We start from the raw sequence: 17,955 nt of genomic DNA, 5'->3' as shown, positions 1-17,955 counted from the left end.
TTTTTACAAAAATTAGGCCAGATGTGTATTTTTTTCATTTACCTTCATTTACTATTTGAGGATTTTATTAGGTTTGTGAGCATAAAGCGTTTTTTGTTTATGCCAAAAGAAAAAATTTTATCCCCCCATAATGGGTGGGCGGGTCAAAACTTAATCAAAAAAGAGAAAGTCTTCGCCTTTTCTTTTTTAAACAAGGAGGAAAAGCGTTAAAAAAGGATAACTGCTTATCCTTTTTAGCTTCGCACACCGATCGCTTTATAAAAAGCGTAGCAAGTATAGGAACGGGCATAGAGGATAGCGATAGGCAATAGTGAGGGTTTTTGCTTTTACAAAAACTCTTCTTTTTTCTGTAGGACTAAGAGGCGGACAAAAAGTCTTCGGGGGAAATGAAAATACGCATACCATCATTTCCACAAGGCAAATTCCCCTCCCTTGTTTTGGCAAAAATAAAAGGAAGAAAACTTTTATTTTCGGGGTTAAGGGAGGGGGAGGGATAAATCCCTTTTTGTTTTAGTGAAAAAAGAAACGTTATTTACAGCTATGGAATTCTTAAAACTTACCTATTGACAAAGCTTTGCTTATCAAAAAAGGGAGGTAGTAAAAAATCATTCGATGATTTTAGGAACGATAAAATATCCTTCTTTGGAATCAGGGGCATTTTTGAGAACATTTTCAGAGATGGTAGAATCATTTTGTTTTATATCTTCCCTTAAGGGAGTTTTGAGATTTTTTCTCTCAAGCTCCACATCTTCTAAATCTAAAGTGGAGATATTATCCACAAAACCCAAAATATCGCTCAAATTCTTCTTTATCTCTTCTTTTTTGCTCTCATCAATATGTATCATTCCAAGTTTTTCGAGCTTTTGAAGTAATTTATCATCAAGTGTTGCCATTTTTTGCCTTGTTAATGATTTCTTATCCGTTATAAGGACTTATTTAAATGTAGTGCCGCCATCAATCACTATAGTCTGACCTGTGAGCCAAGCACTTTGTGTGTGATCGCACAAGAAAAATGCTGCTCCTGCCAAATCTTCGGGAGTTCCCATACGATTAAGAGGGGATTGAGTCTCGACAGCTTGTTTGATTTCTGCATAGTCTGGAAAAGCTCTCAGAGCATCTGTATCAATAGGACCACCGCTAACGGCATTTACTCTAATACCATGTGTTCCTAACTCTGTTGCAGCGTATTTCACCATCGTTTCGACTGCATTTTTTGAATTCCCATGTCCTGCATAGTTTGGCATATAAACAAGATTTCCCGTAGAACTTAGAGATACGATAGCTCCTCCACCATTTTCTTTCATTCGCTTTGCTGCTTCTTGTGCTCCAACGACAAAGGCAAGAACAGTAGCTGTGTAGATGTTATTCAGTCCTCTAGGTTTGAGCCTCATAAAAGGTGCAAATCCTCCTGCTACTGATTTTCCATAGATGATGGCATTAGAAATAAAAAAATCCACACGTTTAAAATCTGCATCTATTTTTTTAAACAATTCAACATATTGTTCTGGTTCAAGAACATTGAGTGGATAGTATTTTGCCTGGATAGAATATTTTTCCTGAACATCTTTTGCGATTTTTGCTGCTTCTTCCTCGTTTTTGTTATAGGTAAAGGCAATATTAACGCCATTTTGTGCGAATTTATAGAGAATAGCTTTACCAATACCTCTAGTAGCTCCACTGATAACAAGAGTTTTTCCCTTCATATAGTCTGTTGTATTTTCTAAGCTTGTCATTTTAACACCTCATAATTTTGTAAAGTTTTTTCGATCAAATCCATATGTTCTTTATTGGGGGCTACTAAAGGAAGGCGGTATTCCAAGTTAGAAATCAATCCGGCTAAATACATCGCAGCTTTTATAGGAATAGGATTACTCTCGCAAAACAAAACCATATTTATATCATAAAGTTCATTATTAATTCTTTTAGAATGAATCATATCTTGATTTAAAGCATATTTTGTGAGTTCTGAAATTTTATTAGGCAACAAATTCCCAGTAACAGAAATGACTCCTCTTCCCCCGTTGGCTAAGATGGGATAATTAATAGCATCTTCACCCCCAAAAATTCCCATTTCTGGAGCATTTTGATCTAGTTCTATCACCCTTTCCATAGAACCTGAAGCTTCTTTTATGGCAAAAATATTTTTCACATCTTTGAACAACCTTATGGCTGTATCAACCTCGATACTCACCCCTGTTCTGCCTGGCACATCATAAAGCATTAATGGTAGTTCTACTGACTGTGCGACAGATTTATAATGCTGATAAATCCCTTCTTGAGTAGGCTTATTGTAATAAGGACTCACACATAATATTCCATCTGCTCCACTTTTTTGGGCAAATTGAGCGATTTCTATAGCTTCTGCTGTGGAGTTACTTCCAGCTCCTGCTAAAACCTTCACCCCACTACCCTTGCATACATTGACTGCAATTTCAATACATCTCATATGCTCCTTGTGGGTTAAGGTCGCAGATTCCCCTGTTGTGCCTACTGGAACACATGCATCCATTCCGTATTTGATTTGCCTTTTGATGAGCTTCTCATAGACTTCTTCATCAATCTTTGAGTTTTTAAACGGTGTGATCAAAGCACTCATAGCGCCGCAAAATAACATCTTTATCTCCTATTTTTTCAAAATAAGGGTTGTTTGACTTGAAGGAACGAAATATTTTTTTGCGACCTCTACAATATCTTCAATCTTAAGTGCATCAAACTTCTCTTCATACTCTAACAATGGCTGAATATCCCCTCTAGCCAAATAGCTTCCAAAAAGCTCTGCAACGCTTGAAGAATCTTCCAAGCTATAGATAAAACTTGCTTTTGTATTGATTTTGATCTTATCTAGCTCTTCTTGAGTGATTTTGCCTTTCTTGATACGATCTATCAAGCTTAGGATTTCTTTTTTTACATCTTGAATATCCACACCCTTATTCGCTCCTGCAATAAATAAAAATATTCCCTTATCTTTCAAATCCATATTGTAGGCATAAGCTTGAGAAACAAGATGTTTTTTATCTACGAGTTCGCTCTGTAATAACGCACTCTTTCCGCCACTAAAAAGATCGGCGATAGCAGAGAGGGCGACTTGATCTTTGCTCTGAAAATTTGGGATTTTATATCCAAGTGCGATCCACTGCACCTCTGTATCTTTATGAACAATACCTTCGCGTGAACCGTCTTGTTTGGGTTCTTGCATATATACTTCTGGAATTTTAGCGACTTTATTTTTGATGTTTGAAAAATGTTTTTTTGCACTATCAAAAACAACTTTTGGATCCACATCCCCTGCAACCAATACAATTGCATTATTTGGCTGATAATAAATAGAATGGAATTTGCGAATATCTTCTATGTCCCAATTTTGAATATCTTCCATAAAACCAATGGGTGTCCAATGATAAGGATGATAAACAAAAGCTGTGTTAAAAAATCTAAAATACAAATATCCCATCGGGGAGTTATCTGTTCTCCATCTTCTCTCTTCAGCGACAACATTTCTTTCAGGAAGGAATTCATCTTCTTTCAAAGATAGATTCCCCATCAATTCAGCAAAAAGCCCTAGAGATTTGTCCAAATTCTCAGTGCTAGATTTGATAAAATAACGCGTATAATCAAAACCTGTAGAGGCATTGGTAAGTCCGCCAAATTTTTTTACAATCTCGTCAAATTCACCTGATTTTAGGTTTTTGCTAGATTTGAAATTCATATGCTCAAGCATGTGAGCGATTCCACTTTTTCCCATTGTTTCATTTCTAGAGCCCACTTTATAAAAAACATCTGTTTCTATCACTCCACTGCCATTTCTCATAGGGACAACGACAACTTGCAGTCCATTTTCTAGCTGTATTTGCTCATATTTTGGAAGAAATGATTGAACTTTAGCACTTACATTGCCCATAATAACTCCTAAAATCGTTAGAATAAAAAATATATTTTTCACTTCAAATCTACTCCTATTGCATCTTTTATGCTTAAAAATCCATCTTCAATAAGATATTCTTGAATTTGGGAATTGATGTTCTTGCACAAAGAAGGACCTTTAAAAACAAAACCGGTATATATCTGCACCAAAGAAGCTCCCATCTTAATCCTCCTATAGGCTTCTTGTGCATCATCGATTCCACCTACTGAAATCAAGGTGGTTTTTTCAAAAAATGCTCTTGAGAGTTCTTCAAAAATAGCTCTGCTCTTTATTCTCAAGGCATTCCCACTGATTCCACCGATAGATTTGGGGGCACTAAGGGTAGAATAATCAATCGTTGTATTAGTAGCGATAATTCCATCAGCACCTTTTTGGATAGCCATTTCACAAACTTTAAGCATTTCATCTATTTCCATATCTGGAGAAATCTTTAGAAAAACAGGTTTGTTTGTGTGCGATTTTGCCATCAAAAAAAGCTCTTGTACAAAATTAACATTTTGTAGATCTCGCAGATTTGGCGTATTTGGCGAAGAAAGGTTGAACACATAATAATCGCCCATATCTAAGAAATCTTTCAAAACATCTTCGTAGTTTTTAAGTGCATTTTCTTCGGAGATATTTTTATTTTTTCCCAGATTGATTCCTATGGGCAAAGCATAAGGATAGATTTTAGAAATCCTTGAAGATACTTTTTGGGAACCATCATTGTTGAAACCCATCGCATTTTGAATACTCTGTTCTTCTTTGAAACGAAATAATCTGGGCTTGGGATTGCCTTTTTGAGAGGTCTTTGTCACTGTGCCGATCTCCAAAAAACCAAATCCAAAACAACTCAATGCTTTTATCATTGTGGCATTTTTATCAAAACCTGCTGCAAGTCCGATAGGGTTGTAAAAATCAAGCCCACAAATTTCATTTTTTAATATTTCATTGCTATAGCAGAAATTCTTTGCTAGGATATCTTGAATTATATTTACAGAGCCGAGAGCCTGAAGAACACTTTCTAGTGCATTATGTATATTTTCTGGTTCAATCTTGAATAAAACATTGCGTATTGATTTATATGCAGACATTCATAACCTTTTTATTTCTCAAAAATCCTTTTATTGTACTCAAAAAACATTTAAGGTAGAATAATTTAATCAAAATTTGAGACTTTATTTCAAATAGGCATTTGCCAAATCGACATAACGACTAGCTGAAAACGCAATATTTTTAATTTCATCTTCGTTTAAAGTTCGTATGAATTTTGCTGGATTTCCCATTATCAAGCTTTTAGGAGGAAATATTTTGCCTTTAGTGATGAGACTTCCTGCTCCTATGATGCTAAGCTCACCTATACAAGCTCCATCCATTATGATACTTCCCATCCCCACAAGACATAGATTTTCTATTTTACAAGCATGTATGATGCAATTATGCCCAATGGTTACATCTGAACCTATCTGCACAGAACCAAAATCAGGCGAATTTGAAACACTATGTTCGGTATGTATAACGGTATTGTCTTGGATATTGCTCCTCTTGCCAATCTTGATAGCATTCACATCACCCCTAAGAACGCTTCCAAACCAAATACTGCACTTTTCCTCTATATAAACATCTCCAATAATATGCACACCATCAAAAATGATCGCACTCGGATCTATTTTTGGAATGAAATTTTTGAAATTTATTATATTTTTTGACATCAGGAATCCTTCATCATCTTATCTAAAAGCTTTTTAGTTTTGGAGCTTTCTTGCTCAGTTTTGGTTATATTGTATATCTCATTAACATATTCTTCATAGATGACTTGCGAACTAATGGATTTTTGGGTAGTAGGGATTTTATAATACAAGCCATCTGATTTGAGTTCGTGCATTTGGACATTGTCTTTTAACTGAATATTAAGAATTTCATCTAGTCGCTTGATAATAGCTTCAGAAGTAGCTGGAATCAAAAGCTCCACGCGTCTTTCAAGATTTCTAGGCATCAAATCTGCACTTGAAAAATACACTTGAGAGGCAGAATGTTTGAAATAATAAATTCTAGCGTGTTCAAGATATTTTCCTATGATGGAAAAAACTCTAATATTCTCGCTAAAACCCTTCACTCCCGGAACCAAACAACATACTCCGCGAATAATCAGATCGATTTTTACTCCTGCATTAGAGGCCTTATAAAGACTTTTTATCACATCTGAATCAACGAGTGCATTTGCTTTTAAAATAATCCTGCCTTCTTGAGCTTTTTTGATTTCATCTTCAATCATAGAGAGAATTTTAGGCTTTATCTGCATAGGGGCAACACACAAAACATCTAGTTGGGTTTTATGCGAAGTGCCAGTAGAGAGAGAATGAAATAGTTTGATAGTATCATTGGCGATTTGTTTATTTGAAGTAAAAAAGCTCACATCTGTATAGATTTTAGCAGAGGCACTGTTGTAATTTCCTGTGCTTAAATGCACATATTCTTTGAGTTTATCTCCTATTTTTTTGATAACCAAAGCCACCTTTGCATGAACTTTCAAACCCGGAACACCATATATCACATGAGCTCCAGCAGATTCAAGTGCTCTAGCCCAGTGTAGATTATTTTCCTCATCAAAACGAGCTTTAAGCTCTACAAGAACGGTAACTTGTTTATTTTCTGCTGCTTCTGTTAGGGCTTTGATAATCGGGGAATTTTTTCCCACTCGATAAAGTGTCATACGAATAGAAAGCACATCAGGGTCTTTTGCAGCACTTTGAATAAAATGCACCACAGAATCAAAACTTTCAAAAGGTTGAAATAAAATCACATCCTGTTTATCAAGCGTATCAAAAATATTGGCACTAGAGTCTAAAGGCGGTAAAATCTTCGGATTAAATGGTGGCGTACTTAAATGAGCAAAATCCTTAGAACCTACTAATTCCCAAAAGGCACTCAAATTTAATGGGATATTATTTTCATAAACATCATCTTTAAAGACAATGATTTGTTTTTTTACAAAATCAATAAGATTTTCATCCCCTATTCCAACTTCAAGCCTAACAATTTCCCCTTTTTTTCTTGCTTTTATACCCTCATTCATCAATTCAATAAAATCATCAGCTTCATCTTCTTGTATTTCAATATCAGCATTTCTAGTCACTCTAAAAGGAACATAACTTATGAGTTCATAACCTTCAAATAAATCTCCAGCAAACTCTCCAACAATAGTTTCAACAGGCACAAATAGACCTTTTTCAATTTCTATAAAGCGAGTAAGTACCCTAGGAATACGAATCATTCCATATTTTATGTCGCCATTTTCTTCGCTTTTGAGTTTGATGGCAATCCCAAAACTAAGATTATTTAAATGTGGAAAAGGATGCGTAGAATCCACAACTATAGGTACTATTACAGGATAGAGATAACTATGAAAATAACCTTTTATAGAAGATTTTTGACTCTCATGTAATTCGCTAAAGTTTTTAATATCAAGTCCAGCCTTGCAGAGTTCTTTTTTGATTTCTAAAAACAACTTTTCTAAGGCACTTTGTTCTTGATGGAGATAATCCCTAATATATTGAAGCTGCTCAGAAGGTGTTAATTTGTCAGCCCCAATCTCTGCAATACCACTAGCATATAAACGTTTCAATCCTGCAACACGAATCATATAAAATTCATCAAGATTTGTTCCATAAATCGCTAAAAACTTCAGTCTATCCAATAAGGGTAGATTTGGATTATAAGCCTCATTTAAAACCCTTGTATTGAATCGTAACCAAGAAAGCTCTCGATTGAAAAACATCTTAGGATCAGTAAAATCCATCTATTTTATCCTTTATTTAAAGCTATATATCATTGTATCTTATAAAAGCTTTGTGAAAAGATATAAAATCAATTCCAAACTTCAAACCAAAGAAAAAGATTTTTCAAAAATTCCGATATACTTCTAGATTTTAAATTTCAGACAAAAAGGACAAGATAATGAAAAAAATAATCTTAGCATCGTTTTTTGGCTTTACTAGCTTGTTTGGTATAGGGATCGGAAACTATCAAATTTCTCCTGAATTTGGTGCAAATCTAGCCCTTCAAGATAGTGGAAAAGGAACATTCTCTTATGGTGGCTATGCTAGAGTATGGCTAGGAGTATCTAGAATCGTTATAGCCCCTGCTTTCAAATACGATGTCATCACAAAAGAAAATAATCTCAGCACTGCGTATAAAAATATGCAAATCGGCGGACTTGTTGGATTTGAAATACCTATTATTCCTCTTACTCCCTATGTAGGTGCTAGTTATTCAACTTTTTTTGGTGCTTATGATGATACGGCTTCTTTCAACTATGGTATTAAATTCAAAATACCAATCATTCGAGTTACTTTGGGTATAGATGGGACTTATCAAAGACCTAAAAATATCAATGGAGATCGTGTAAATATGAATAGAATTGGTGCTAGTATCGGTTTTCAATTCTAAATCCTTATAGTTTTGCTACAATTCCCTTATACAAAACCATACATATAAAGGGAATTGATGCAAGATTTCATCAAAATACTCCGAGAACATGATGAGTTAAAAGTCATAGACACTCCGTTAGATATTTACTTAGAAATCCCCCATTTAGCATATTTGGAAGTTAAAAAGCCCAATGGCGGAAAGGCATTGTTATTCACAGCTCCTATTGATAAAAAAAATAATAAAAAATTTGATATTCCAGTATTGATGAATGTTTTTGGATCTTACAAGCGTTTGGAAATCATAGTGGGTCAGCCCATACAAAACATACCCACGCATTTAGAAAAATTCCTGCATTTCACTCCACCTAAGGGCTATAAGGCGATATTTTCACAAATAAAAGATTTTTTCTCATTACGTTATACTCTCATCAAACAAATAAAATCTCCTGCCCCTGCTCAAGAAATTGTGTATAAAGGTAACAAAGTTGATCTTTTTGATTTGCCAATTTTGACCACTTGGGAAAAAGATGGGGGACCTTTCATCACTATGGGACAAGTATATACCCAAAGTCTAGATGGAAAGAAAAAAAATCTAGGGATGTATCGCTTACAAATTTATGATAAAAATCACTTAGGATTGCATTGGCAGATACATAAAGACTCTCATCATTTCTTCCATGAATACAAAAAAGCTGGTGTGAAAATGCCCGTAAGTATAGCTATAGGTGGCGATCCTCTCTATACTTGGTGCGGTCAAGCTCCTTTGCCTTATGGAATATTTGAACTCATGCTTTATGGTTTTATCAAATCTAAAAACCCCAAAGTCATCAAATCTATAACAAATCCGATCTATATACCTTATGACTCTGATATTGTGATAGAAGGTTGGGTGGATACAAGTTTGTATAGGTTGGAGGGTCCTTTTGGAGATCATACTGGATTTTATACTCCTGTTGAAGCTTATCCAATGCTAGAAGTGAGTGCTATCACTCATAAAAAATCTCCAGTATATCTAGCCACGGTTGTAGGTAAGCCCCCATTAGAAGATAAATATATGGGATATTTAACCGAAAGAGTTTTTTTGCCATTGATTCAAACCACTTCTCATGGCTTGATTGATTACTATATGCCAGAAAATGGTGTATTTCATAATTTAATCTTGGCAAAAATAGATCCTCAATATCCCGGACATGCCAAACAAATTATGCATAGTTTTTGGGGAACAGGACAAATGAGTTTTGTCAAACACGCTATTTTTGTTGATATAAATGCACCTAGTTTTACCAACGCTAAAGCTACCACAGAATACATTCTCAATCATTTTTCTACACAAAATATTCTTATTAGCGATGGGATTTGCGATGCACTCGATCATTCTTCTCCTGAATATGGATTGGGTGGAAAACTTGGTATAGATGCGACACAACAAAGCTTGGAAAGAGATTTTGTTCTCTATAGCGATGAGGAGTTGCTAACACTTATTAAACCATTACTACCTGAAGCAAAAATCCTAAAGCAATACTTCACACAAACCAAAAATCCTATCTGTATTATCGGGGTTCAAAAGGGAAATACAAGCATTATCAAACTCAGCAAAAATCTCAACGATCTACAAAAATCACTCGCGATTGTAATTTTTGTAGATGAAAGTAAAAATGATCTCGAAAATGCCTATATGCTTATCTGGAGAATTAGTAACAATATTGATGCCAAAAGAGATATTACTATTTTCAATAATACAATTTTTATAGATGCTACTGACAAAAATAACATTGATGGATACAATAGAGAATGGCCATTAGAAACTGACTGCTCCGTTGAAGTCATACAGAAACTTCGCCAAAAAGGTCTAATAGAAGGTCTCACTGAAGGATTCATGAAGAGATTTCATATCTATACATCACCTAAAACATAAGGAGAAACTAGAGTGAATATTTTAAGAAATAATCTTGACAAAATAATCTCTAGGATTGAAAAAGCTCGTATCTCGTATTCAAGACATCAGATTATCAAACTTATCGCCGTATCTAAATACTCTGAAATAAGCGATATTCAAGCCATGTATGGGTGCGGTCAAAGGGCTTTTGGAGAAAATAAAATTCAAGATTTGAAAACCAAATCTGACGCCCTAATAGATCTTCCCATACAATGGCATATGATAGGAACATTACAAGAGAATAAAATCAATGCACTCCTTGTACTAAAGCCCTCTTTATTGCACTCTTTGGATAGCATAAAACTTGCTAAGGCTATCCAAAAAAGATGTGAAAAAATACAAACTTCAATAAAAGCATTACTGCAAGTTAATAGCTCTTATGAGGAAACAAAAAGTGGTGTCTTGCCCCAAGAAGCAAGAGAGATTTATTTAGAAATTTTACAAACCTGTCCAAATATCAAACTAGAAGGCATCATGAGCATTGGGGCAAATTCAAAAGAACTTCAAAAAATAGAATCTTCTTTTAAAATCACTAAAGATATATTTGATTCTCTGCAATCTGAAGGGGCAAAAACACTATCAATGGGTATGAGTGGAGATTTTGAAATAGCCATTGGTTATGGGGCAAATATGCTCAGGATTGGATCATTGCTCTTTGAAAAATAATAACTATTCTAAAAATTTCTTTGCCATTTTAACTTGAAGCATTTGTTTTTTGAGATTTTCTTGATCTCCTTCTAGCATCTCGATAGTTTGAGAGATCAACTCTTGTGCAACTAAAAGCTCTTCCATATCCTTAAAAGAGTCTTTAGGGATATTCACAACAAGTTCATAGGCTCTTTGAGTATTTTGTTCTAAAAGAGCGATTTTAAGACTATCTAACCAATTCATTCTGATGAATCTCTTTCCATGCCTCAAGCAAACCTTTGGCCACATTGATAACAGTATCTATTTTTTCACAGTTATTTTCAACATTAGCTTGAGTAAGTAGTTTTATTTGATGAGTGTATAAACCTGTTAGATAAGTCGCAACTTCCCCACCTTTTTCGTAATCAAGAATATTTAAAAGTTCGGTGAAAATATCTGTAACGCGATTGATGTAGTAGATTTTTTTCTCAATATCTTGAGATTCTATATGCCTTTTAGCAGCTGAAGCAAACTTCAAAATACCTTCATAAAGCATTTCGATAAGCTTTGCAGGAGATTCAACTGAAACCGAATTTTGTTGATAAAGACTATATGCGTTCGCACTTCTCATTAGATATTCCTTATTTTTTCTTTGCAACAGATTGATCTATCATCATTTGAACGGAGTTGAAAGCATTATTGGCTTTTGCAATTTGACTATCATAAGCAGCAAATCTCTCTGACATGATGTCATACCTAGTTTTTAAAATATCCATAGCATTAGTCTTATCCTTTTGCAAATTTTTAGCATCTCTGTCCAATGATTCCTCATATACCTTAAGTTTCGCAGTACTACCATCGACCAAACCAGCTAAAACTTTATTTAAATTTACAAAAACTCCATCTTCATGAATTTCTTTGCCTTCATAGCTTTTTTTATCTGTACCATAAAAGAAATCCTGGACTTTTTGAGGATCAGAATTAATAGCACTTGAAAGCTGTGCTTCATCTAAACTCATTTTACTCTTATCATCAAGACTAAGGCCATATTTCATCAAACTCTGCATATCTGCCCCAGAACCCATTGTTTGAGAAAATACATTATTGATACTAGAACGAATAGTGCGAATATCACTCACTCCATTAAAAATACCTGCTATTTTTGTTTCTGCATCATAACGAGTAACCTCATCTAATTTAGGAATGAGTTCATTATAAGCTTTGACAAATTCTTTAACATTATCGATGATGGCTTGATTATCTCTACCAATAGAAATAATAGCAGGTTTGCCCGGCTCTGTAGTGCCTTGAAGTGTCAAGGAAACACCACTGATAACATCATTTATATCATTAGTTGGCCTTGTTACACTCACTCCATTATAAGAAAACTTTGCATCTGAAGCACTTTGAAGATTTTTGAATTTAAAAAGATCTTGTTCTAATTTGGAGTAACCCTGAATAATACCTTGCTTTAAACCTAAATCTTTGATAGCTTGAACACCTTTATCATCTTTGGCACTGATGTTAATCTCTCCAATTTCAGAATTTAAAATAAGTTTGCCATTCCCATCGGTTTTGGCATGCATTCCAGCTATATTTTCTATGGCTTCAGCGATTATCTTAGCATTCTGTTCGCTTGTATTGCCCTTTTTGGTTAATTTAGCAAGATTAAGAGGAACACTGCCAATACTCATAATTCCCTCTAAATGACCAGGTTTAACAGTAATATTTGATACAAGCAAATCATCTTCATTAGAATTAGTTTGATTGAATCCCAATTCAGAGAGCTTCTTGCCCGATAACTTAATTTCATATCCTCTTCTATCATTTAGCACTAGAGATTTTCCATCATCTGAAAGCCCTACATTAATATCGGAATCTAACAAATCCTTTGTGTCAGAATTTTTACTGATGGCATCTTTTATAGATTGTTTTAGGGCTTGTGCCTTGTCTTGGGAAGTCATGCTATCTTTAAGGTCAGAAATCACATTGATGGTTTGATCATTGCCATTTTTATCTTTAAGTGTAAGAACAAAATCCCCTTCAGCTAGATCAATAGGTTTATCAGAGATTGGTTCTGAAGAGAGAATAGAACCAAAATATATTTTGTTAGCTTCTCCTGTATTTTTGGAGTTTATCATCAACTGATAAGGCTTGGCCCCACCTGTTTTCATTATGATACCATTGACTTCACCTTTGGTGGTATCTGTGATTGCTTGTGCCACATCGCCCACACTCATACCTGCTTTTATATCAATGGTGTAATTTTTTCCATTGGTGAAAAATTTCAACTTCACATCACGATCACTAAAAGCATCATCTCTGGAAGAAAATTTCGTACCCACCTCATTAATATCGCCTTGTGCCAGGCTTTCTACATCAATTTTAATATCTTGGATAGGCACACCTGCACTCACACTTGCTTTTATAGCATCGCCTGTAACATTGCTCGTTCTAGCCATATATGGAGCAGAATCTGAAAGATTTTTTGCAGGTGTTTTAAGATTACTAATAAGCGACTTTATTTCAACAAGCTCTTTTTGCTTTTCAACATTAGTCTCCATTTTTTTATCAATTGGAGCAATCATTGTTTTTTCATCAGCTTTTTTTAGCTTATCGATCACATCATAATTTAAAACATTGCTCCCTATTCCTAGAGAGCTAAGTTTGCCCATTGCCAAAACTTACTCCTTGGATTAATATACACTAGCCTTTTTTATCAAAAATCAATCCGACAATATCGTGCATTTTTTTCATTAATTCGATCGCCTCTTTTGAAGGGATTTCACGTATTACTCTATCGCCTCTGCCCTCTGTTACAGTAACAACCAAACCTCTTATGTCATCATTATAGTTAAAGTTTATATCTGTATTGATTCTCTTCATTTCTTTATTTAATTCACTGCTCAATGACATCAATTCCTTTTTAAGTTCGTCTTGATGTTTATCATCTCGATAAGCTTGTAGATCTGCATCTTGAAGGGTCGCATTAGATTGTGTTCTGCGATTTTCAAATGGTCTACCTGCATTACTAACAAGAGTGACAAGTTTATTTTGCAATGATGAAGCCGAACTTCCTTGTATATTGTCTATCATCATTTCCTCCTAAATCATAAAATAGGTTATACTTTTAATATCGGCAATAAAAAAAATTCTTTTACACTTTTTTATTTGCTCGGTAAAATTATCTCCATTGGATCAATATGTTTGTCTTTTTGGGTGACTTCAAAGCCTAGTCTAGAATCAACCCTTCCAATAACATATCCTTTTTTTATCCTCAATCCTGGTTTGATTGTGGGTGCTATTTTATCTAATTGTGAATAAATTGTATGCATTTGATTTGCATGTTCAATAATAACAACCTTTTTTAAAATAGGGACTTCTTTAGCATAGACAACCTTTCCATCAAAAATATTACGCACTAGTGCATTTTTTACATTTGATAACAAAGTTACAGACTCATTAAAAACCTTTAGCTTATACACAGGATCAAAATAAGGACCAAATTTCTGTTCTACCTTATAGCTAGAAATAGGAGAAATAGTCTTTGGTCCTTTGTATTTAGTTGTAGAGATGCTCTGGTAAGAATTTGCAACTTGTTTTACATCAATTGGAGCTATGAGTTGATTAGAATCGACAGGATTTGATTTTGCTTTGGCTTGTTGTTTTTGAGCTTCTTCTTTTGCTTTTTTTGCTAACAATTCTTTCTCTTTGGTTTGTTTGAGAATATTAAGATTAGAGAGTATGTTATCAAGACTTTTTCTTTCATTATCAATATCTCTAAGTTTTTTATCATAACTATCAAGTTCGGATTTTAAATTTGCCATCAATTTTTTTTGTTCCAAAATCATTGACTGGAGTTTTTGTTTTTTATCTTTTTGATTGTTGATAAAAACACTGATTTTATTCATATTGCTTGTAATTTGAGATATTTGCAAATTAATTGATTCTTGTTGTTTTGTAAGCTCTTCAATCTTTTGTTTAGAATCCTTATTTAAACTCTTAAATATTTCTTGAAGTATGATGTCATCTGGAGAAATAGGGCTTTGATGATTTAAAACCATAATAAAAGCCATGTCTTTTATAAGAATATTAGAAATACTATCTTCAATAGATTTTTTTTTCTTTTCAAACTCCTGAAGAGATTTTTTATAAGAATTCAAAGCTTTCTCTTGGGTGGAATTTTCAGATTGATTTTTATTGATATTCTTTTGAACATTTTGGATTTGAGTATTGAGTTGTTTGATTTGATTGTGTTTCTGATTAATGGTATTTCCAAGCGTATTTAAAATATTACTGATTTGAATTTTTTCTTTATCTTTCTTCTGTAGTTTGGATTTATTCGCATCAATATTTTTATCAATATCATCTATTCCCGCACCAAATAAAAAAATACTCACAAACAAGGTCAAAAAAACTATGCGGAGGTTCACTAAACCCTCCTTTGGGATAAAATCACGACCAATACTGAGAAAAATGAAACCCCTATGGCAACAAGTAATAACATCAAAAAATCCCCGCCAAAATTAAAAATATCCCCTTGAATTTCAAGGGCATTGGCTATTTCTTTGAAAGTATTTTGATAGGAAAGATAAATCGCCCCTAATGTAATAAAAATACTTGTGATTATAGAATCAATAATCGCGAGTTGAAAAAGTATTCCGTTGCGAATCCAAAAAGGAGCTCCCAAAAAACTCATGATTTCCATTCTCTCGCTATGCTCAAAACGCCAAATTTGAATCTGTCTAATCATAAGCAATATGGAAAGAAATGTGAGCAATGCACCAAAAACCCAAACATTCATTTTAATTAAAAACAAAAGCCTATAGACTTGATTGTGTGTTTTACTAAAGGATTCTACCTTTGTGATACCTGGTATCTTTAAGAGAGTGCGATTAATTTCCTCAAGACGATTTTGATCAGGAAAGGTAGAAAGTTTAAGAGAATAAAAAAATGGAAGATCTTTTTTAATACTCAAAAGATTAGTATCGCTCATATTTTGCTTAAGTCTATCAAGCAAAAAATCAGGATTGATAAGCGATAAGGATTTTGCCTCTTTGATATTTTTAGCTATGAAATCAAAACCGATTTTCTGAGTTGTAGCCAAAAGGATTGAATAACTTTGTGAAAGCTTATCCTCTTTGATGGAAATAGCACGATTAACCAAAACAATGCTTTGGAGACTGAAAAGCAATGCCAACAAAGGCACAATTAAAGAAAGATGTCGCTTAAGCATATTCATATACTTCTCCATTTGCAATATTGAGTTTTCTGTAAAAAATATTCAGATGATCTGGAATTCTATGGGTTACGACTACAACAGTAACATCAAGTTGCTCGTTTGCACTTTTTAGCAAACTCCAAATCATATCACTTGAATAATCATCAAGATTTCCTGTGGGTTCATCTGCTAAAATCAACAATGGACGGTGTGCGATAGCCCTAGCCATAGCAACGCGTTGCTGTTCTCCTCCGCTGAGTTCAAGTGGCTGACGATTGGCTTTGTATAACAAATCCACATGGGAGAGAAGTTTCTCTACTTGAGAATCACAAACTTCTTTTTTATAGCCATTAATCATCATAGGTAAGCGAATATTTTTTTCCACGCTCCATTCTTCAATCAGCTTGTAATCTTGAAAAACGATGCCTATATTACGTCTTAATTCATTTATAAGGGATTTTCTAGCTTTTTCGATACTAATAGAGCAAACTTCCAAGCTACCTTCAAATACAGGTAAATTTCCGTATAAAGACTTCAAAAGCGTACTCTTTCCGCTTCCACTGGCTCCTGAAATAAATACAAAATCCTTATGCTTAATCTCAAAATTTGCATTTTTAATGATAGGCTCTCCTCTTTTGTAACCCAAATACAAATTCTTTGCTCGAATAATACCGCTCATCATTTCTCCATTAATAAATTTAGTAATTCAAGATGTGAGTTTATGTTTGCCTCAGTACTTAATGGATGACCTCCAAAATAATACGCCCTTTTTTTCTCAAAAATGACTATCTTATTTACAGGCCAACTAAAATCCCCAAAGCTCAAAATCAAGATAAATTTTCCATCATCTGTTCTAAAAACTTCGCAAATATGAAGGAAAAAATCTGTCTTGATTATTTTACCGACTTGATGGATTTTTTCCAAAGCATTGAAACTAAAAGAACTAAAACTAAAATCATACTCTATTTTTTTATCTTCACTTTGTTTTAAGGAAAAAATTCTCAGATCAAAAATATCTTTTTGTGCTCTCTGCCATCTTGCTTCATATTTACTGATGACCTCACTAGAGAGATTTTTTCCAATCTCTGCTCTGGTATTATTCGCTTTCATAGCAATTTCCAAACTATCTCTAAAATATTGTTCATCATCGGTTCTGAGTTCAAGAAATCCATCTTTTTTTAGCACTCGATCTACTTGTGCTAAAAACTTATGACTTATCACTCTGCGATGAGGTTTTTTATTCCAAGGAACAGGAAAATGAACATAGATAATCTCACAACTATTAGAAGGCAATATCTCCAACAATACTCTAGCATCCATACACACAATATAAAGATTTTTAAGCCCCAACAAATCAATCTGTCTTAAAACCTGCTGGATAGATGGTGTGTGAATCTCCATTCCAATATAAGTTTGATGAGGATTTTCTTGTGCCAATTTGAGCAGATGCCTACCTGAACCAAAGCCAATTTCAATACAGAGTTTGGAAAAATCAAGCCTAAATACCTCTTGAGGTTTGAGAAAAAAATTGCTTTTTAGAGTTTGTTTAATAGAATCATTGTTCAGATTATGAGAGATTAGAGTAGATTTTTTTGCCAAAACTCGAAGAGCCCCTTTGAGAATTCCTATAGGACTAGGTTTGCTAATTTTTTCAGCTTTAAATAAAATAGCTTGAGGTTTTTTTATTTTTCTGATAAAAAATTCGTCCTCTTCATAATCCATACATATCAAACTTTCGTTAGGATTTCTGATACTCACAGCTTCATAAAGCACCTTATACACTTCATCAGTAAATGGCAATTTTCCAAGTTCTTCATATTGAGCTAAAAAATGGGGCATA

At 34.0% G+C, this 17,955-nt stretch carries 19 protein-coding genes; 4 read left to right on the top strand and 15 right to left on the bottom strand.

Annotated features, from left to right (window positions below):
• A partial coding sequence (locus tag Q5I06_RS06245; RefSeq protein WP_305517214.1) for a hypothetical protein occupies window positions 1-210 on the top strand: 210 nt, incomplete at its 5' end.
• A 395-nt stretch (window positions 211-605) separates the two neighbouring features.
• Here the strand turns inward: Q5I06_RS06245 and gatC are convergent.
• The 7 genes from gatC to Q5I06_RS06210 all read right to left on the bottom strand — a co-directional run bounded on the left by gatC (window position 606) and on the right by Q5I06_RS06210 (window position 7,700).
• Entirely contained in the window at window positions 606-893 is a 288-nt protein-coding gene (gene gatC, locus Q5I06_RS06240; protein WP_305517215.1) for an Asp-tRNA(Asn)/Glu-tRNA(Gln) amidotransferase subunit GatC, read from the bottom strand.
• A gap of 39 nt (window positions 894-932) precedes the next feature.
• Window positions 933-1,703, bottom strand: a complete 771-nt coding sequence (locus Q5I06_RS06235) for an enoyl-ACP reductase (RefSeq protein WP_370690936.1) — start codon at window positions 1,701-1,703, stop codon at window positions 933-935.
• A gap of 26 nt (window positions 1,704-1,729) precedes the next feature.
• Window positions 1,730-2,620: a 4-hydroxy-tetrahydrodipicolinate synthase gene (dapA, locus tag Q5I06_RS06230; protein ID WP_370690937.1), complete on the bottom strand. Its 891-nt coding sequence runs from the start codon at window positions 2,618-2,620 to the stop codon at window positions 1,730-1,732.
• Window positions 2,621-2,623: 3 nt separating this feature from the next.
• Window positions 2,624-3,898: a M16 family metallopeptidase gene (locus Q5I06_RS06225; protein WP_305517283.1), complete on the bottom strand. Its 1,275-nt coding sequence runs from the start codon at window positions 3,896-3,898 to the stop codon at window positions 2,624-2,626.
• A 38-nt stretch (window positions 3,899-3,936) separates the two neighbouring features.
• A complete protein-coding gene (locus tag Q5I06_RS06220; protein ID WP_305517218.1) occupies window positions 3,937-4,995 on the bottom strand; it encodes a quinone-dependent dihydroorotate dehydrogenase in 1,059 nt (352 codons plus the stop codon).
• An 84-nt stretch (window positions 4,996-5,079) separates the two neighbouring features.
• On the bottom strand, window positions 5,080-5,613 hold the full coding sequence (locus Q5I06_RS06215; protein ID WP_305517219.1) for a gamma carbonic anhydrase family protein: 534 nt from the start codon (window positions 5,611-5,613) through the stop codon (window positions 5,080-5,082).
• Window positions 5,613-7,700 carry an RNA degradosome polyphosphate kinase gene (locus Q5I06_RS06210; protein WP_305517220.1) on the bottom strand — a complete coding sequence of 696 codons (2,088 nt, stop codon included), beginning with the start codon at window positions 7,698-7,700 and terminating at the stop codon, window positions 5,613-5,615. The genes Q5I06_RS06215 and Q5I06_RS06210 overlap by 1 nt, the downstream gene beginning before the upstream one ends.
• A 158-nt stretch (window positions 7,701-7,858) precedes the next feature.
• Between Q5I06_RS06210 and Q5I06_RS06205 the strand changes: the two genes are divergently transcribed.
• The 3 genes from Q5I06_RS06205 to Q5I06_RS06195 are packed head-to-tail and all read left to right on the top strand — an operon-like array spanning window position 7,859 to window position 10,933.
• Window positions 7,859-8,350, top strand: a complete 492-nt coding sequence (locus Q5I06_RS06205) for a hypothetical protein (RefSeq protein ID WP_305517221.1) — start codon at window positions 7,859-7,861, stop codon at window positions 8,348-8,350.
• A gap of 57 nt (window positions 8,351-8,407) precedes the next feature.
• Window positions 8,408-10,246 carry a menaquinone biosynthesis decarboxylase gene (locus Q5I06_RS06200; RefSeq protein WP_305517222.1) on the top strand — a complete coding sequence of 613 codons (1,839 nt, stop codon included), beginning with the start codon at window positions 8,408-8,410 and terminating at the stop codon, window positions 10,244-10,246.
• A gap of 18 nt (window positions 10,247-10,264) precedes the next feature.
• A complete protein-coding gene (locus Q5I06_RS06195) occupies window positions 10,265-10,933 on the top strand; it encodes a YggS family pyridoxal phosphate-dependent enzyme (protein ID WP_305517284.1) in 669 nt (222 codons plus the stop codon).
• A 3-nt stretch (window positions 10,934-10,936) separates the two neighbouring features.
• Here the strand turns inward: Q5I06_RS06195 and Q5I06_RS06190 are convergent, their stop codons facing one another.
• From Q5I06_RS06190 to trmB, 8 genes are all read right to left on the bottom strand, one after another.
• Window positions 10,937-11,158, bottom strand: a complete 222-nt coding sequence (locus Q5I06_RS06190; protein ID WP_305517223.1) for a hypothetical protein — start codon at window positions 11,156-11,158, stop codon at window positions 10,937-10,939.
• Complete coding sequence (gene fliS, locus Q5I06_RS06185) at window positions 11,142-11,525, bottom strand: flagellar export chaperone FliS (protein ID WP_305517224.1); 384 nt, start codon at window positions 11,523-11,525, stop codon at window positions 11,142-11,144. Before fliS ends, Q5I06_RS06190 begins: the two co-directional genes overlap by 17 nt.
• A gap of 10 nt (window positions 11,526-11,535) precedes the next feature.
• Entirely contained in the window at window positions 11,536-13,575 is a 2,040-nt protein-coding gene (fliD, locus tag Q5I06_RS06180) for a flagellar filament capping protein FliD (protein ID WP_305517225.1), read from the bottom strand.
• Window positions 13,576-13,600: 25 nt separating this feature from the next.
• A complete protein-coding gene (locus Q5I06_RS06175) occupies window positions 13,601-13,990 on the bottom strand; it encodes a FlaG family protein (protein WP_370690931.1) in 390 nt (129 codons plus the stop codon).
• Between the two features lie 71 nt (window positions 13,991-14,061).
• Complete coding sequence (locus Q5I06_RS06170) at window positions 14,062-15,327, bottom strand: murein hydrolase activator EnvC family protein (RefSeq protein ID WP_305517227.1); 1,266 nt, start codon at window positions 15,325-15,327, stop codon at window positions 14,062-14,064.
• Window positions 15,327-16,136: a cell division FtsX domain-containing protein gene (locus Q5I06_RS06165; protein ID WP_305517228.1), complete on the bottom strand. Its 810-nt coding sequence runs from the start codon at window positions 16,134-16,136 to the stop codon at window positions 15,327-15,329. The genes Q5I06_RS06170 and Q5I06_RS06165 overlap by 1 nt, the downstream gene beginning before the upstream one ends.
• Window positions 16,123-16,794 (bottom strand): cell division ATP-binding protein FtsE, encoded by a 672-nt coding sequence (locus tag Q5I06_RS06160; RefSeq protein ID WP_305517229.1) that lies wholly within the window; start codon window positions 16,792-16,794, stop codon window positions 16,123-16,125. Before Q5I06_RS06160 ends, Q5I06_RS06165 begins: the two co-directional genes overlap by 14 nt.
• Window positions 16,794-17,954: a tRNA (guanosine(46)-N7)-methyltransferase TrmB gene (gene trmB / locus Q5I06_RS06155; protein WP_305517230.1), complete on the bottom strand. Its 1,161-nt coding sequence runs from the start codon at window positions 17,952-17,954 to the stop codon at window positions 16,794-16,796. Before trmB ends, Q5I06_RS06160 begins: the two co-directional genes overlap by 1 nt.
• Window position 17,955: the final 1 nt, after the last annotated feature.

It is taken from the genome of Helicobacter cappadocius (assembly GCF_030688855.1).
Lineage (GTDB): Bacteria > Campylobacterota > Campylobacteria > Campylobacterales > Helicobacteraceae > Helicobacter_J > Helicobacter_J cappadocius.
Note: the sequence above shows the minus strand (reverse complement) of the source record. Positions and strands in the feature narration are given on the sequence as shown.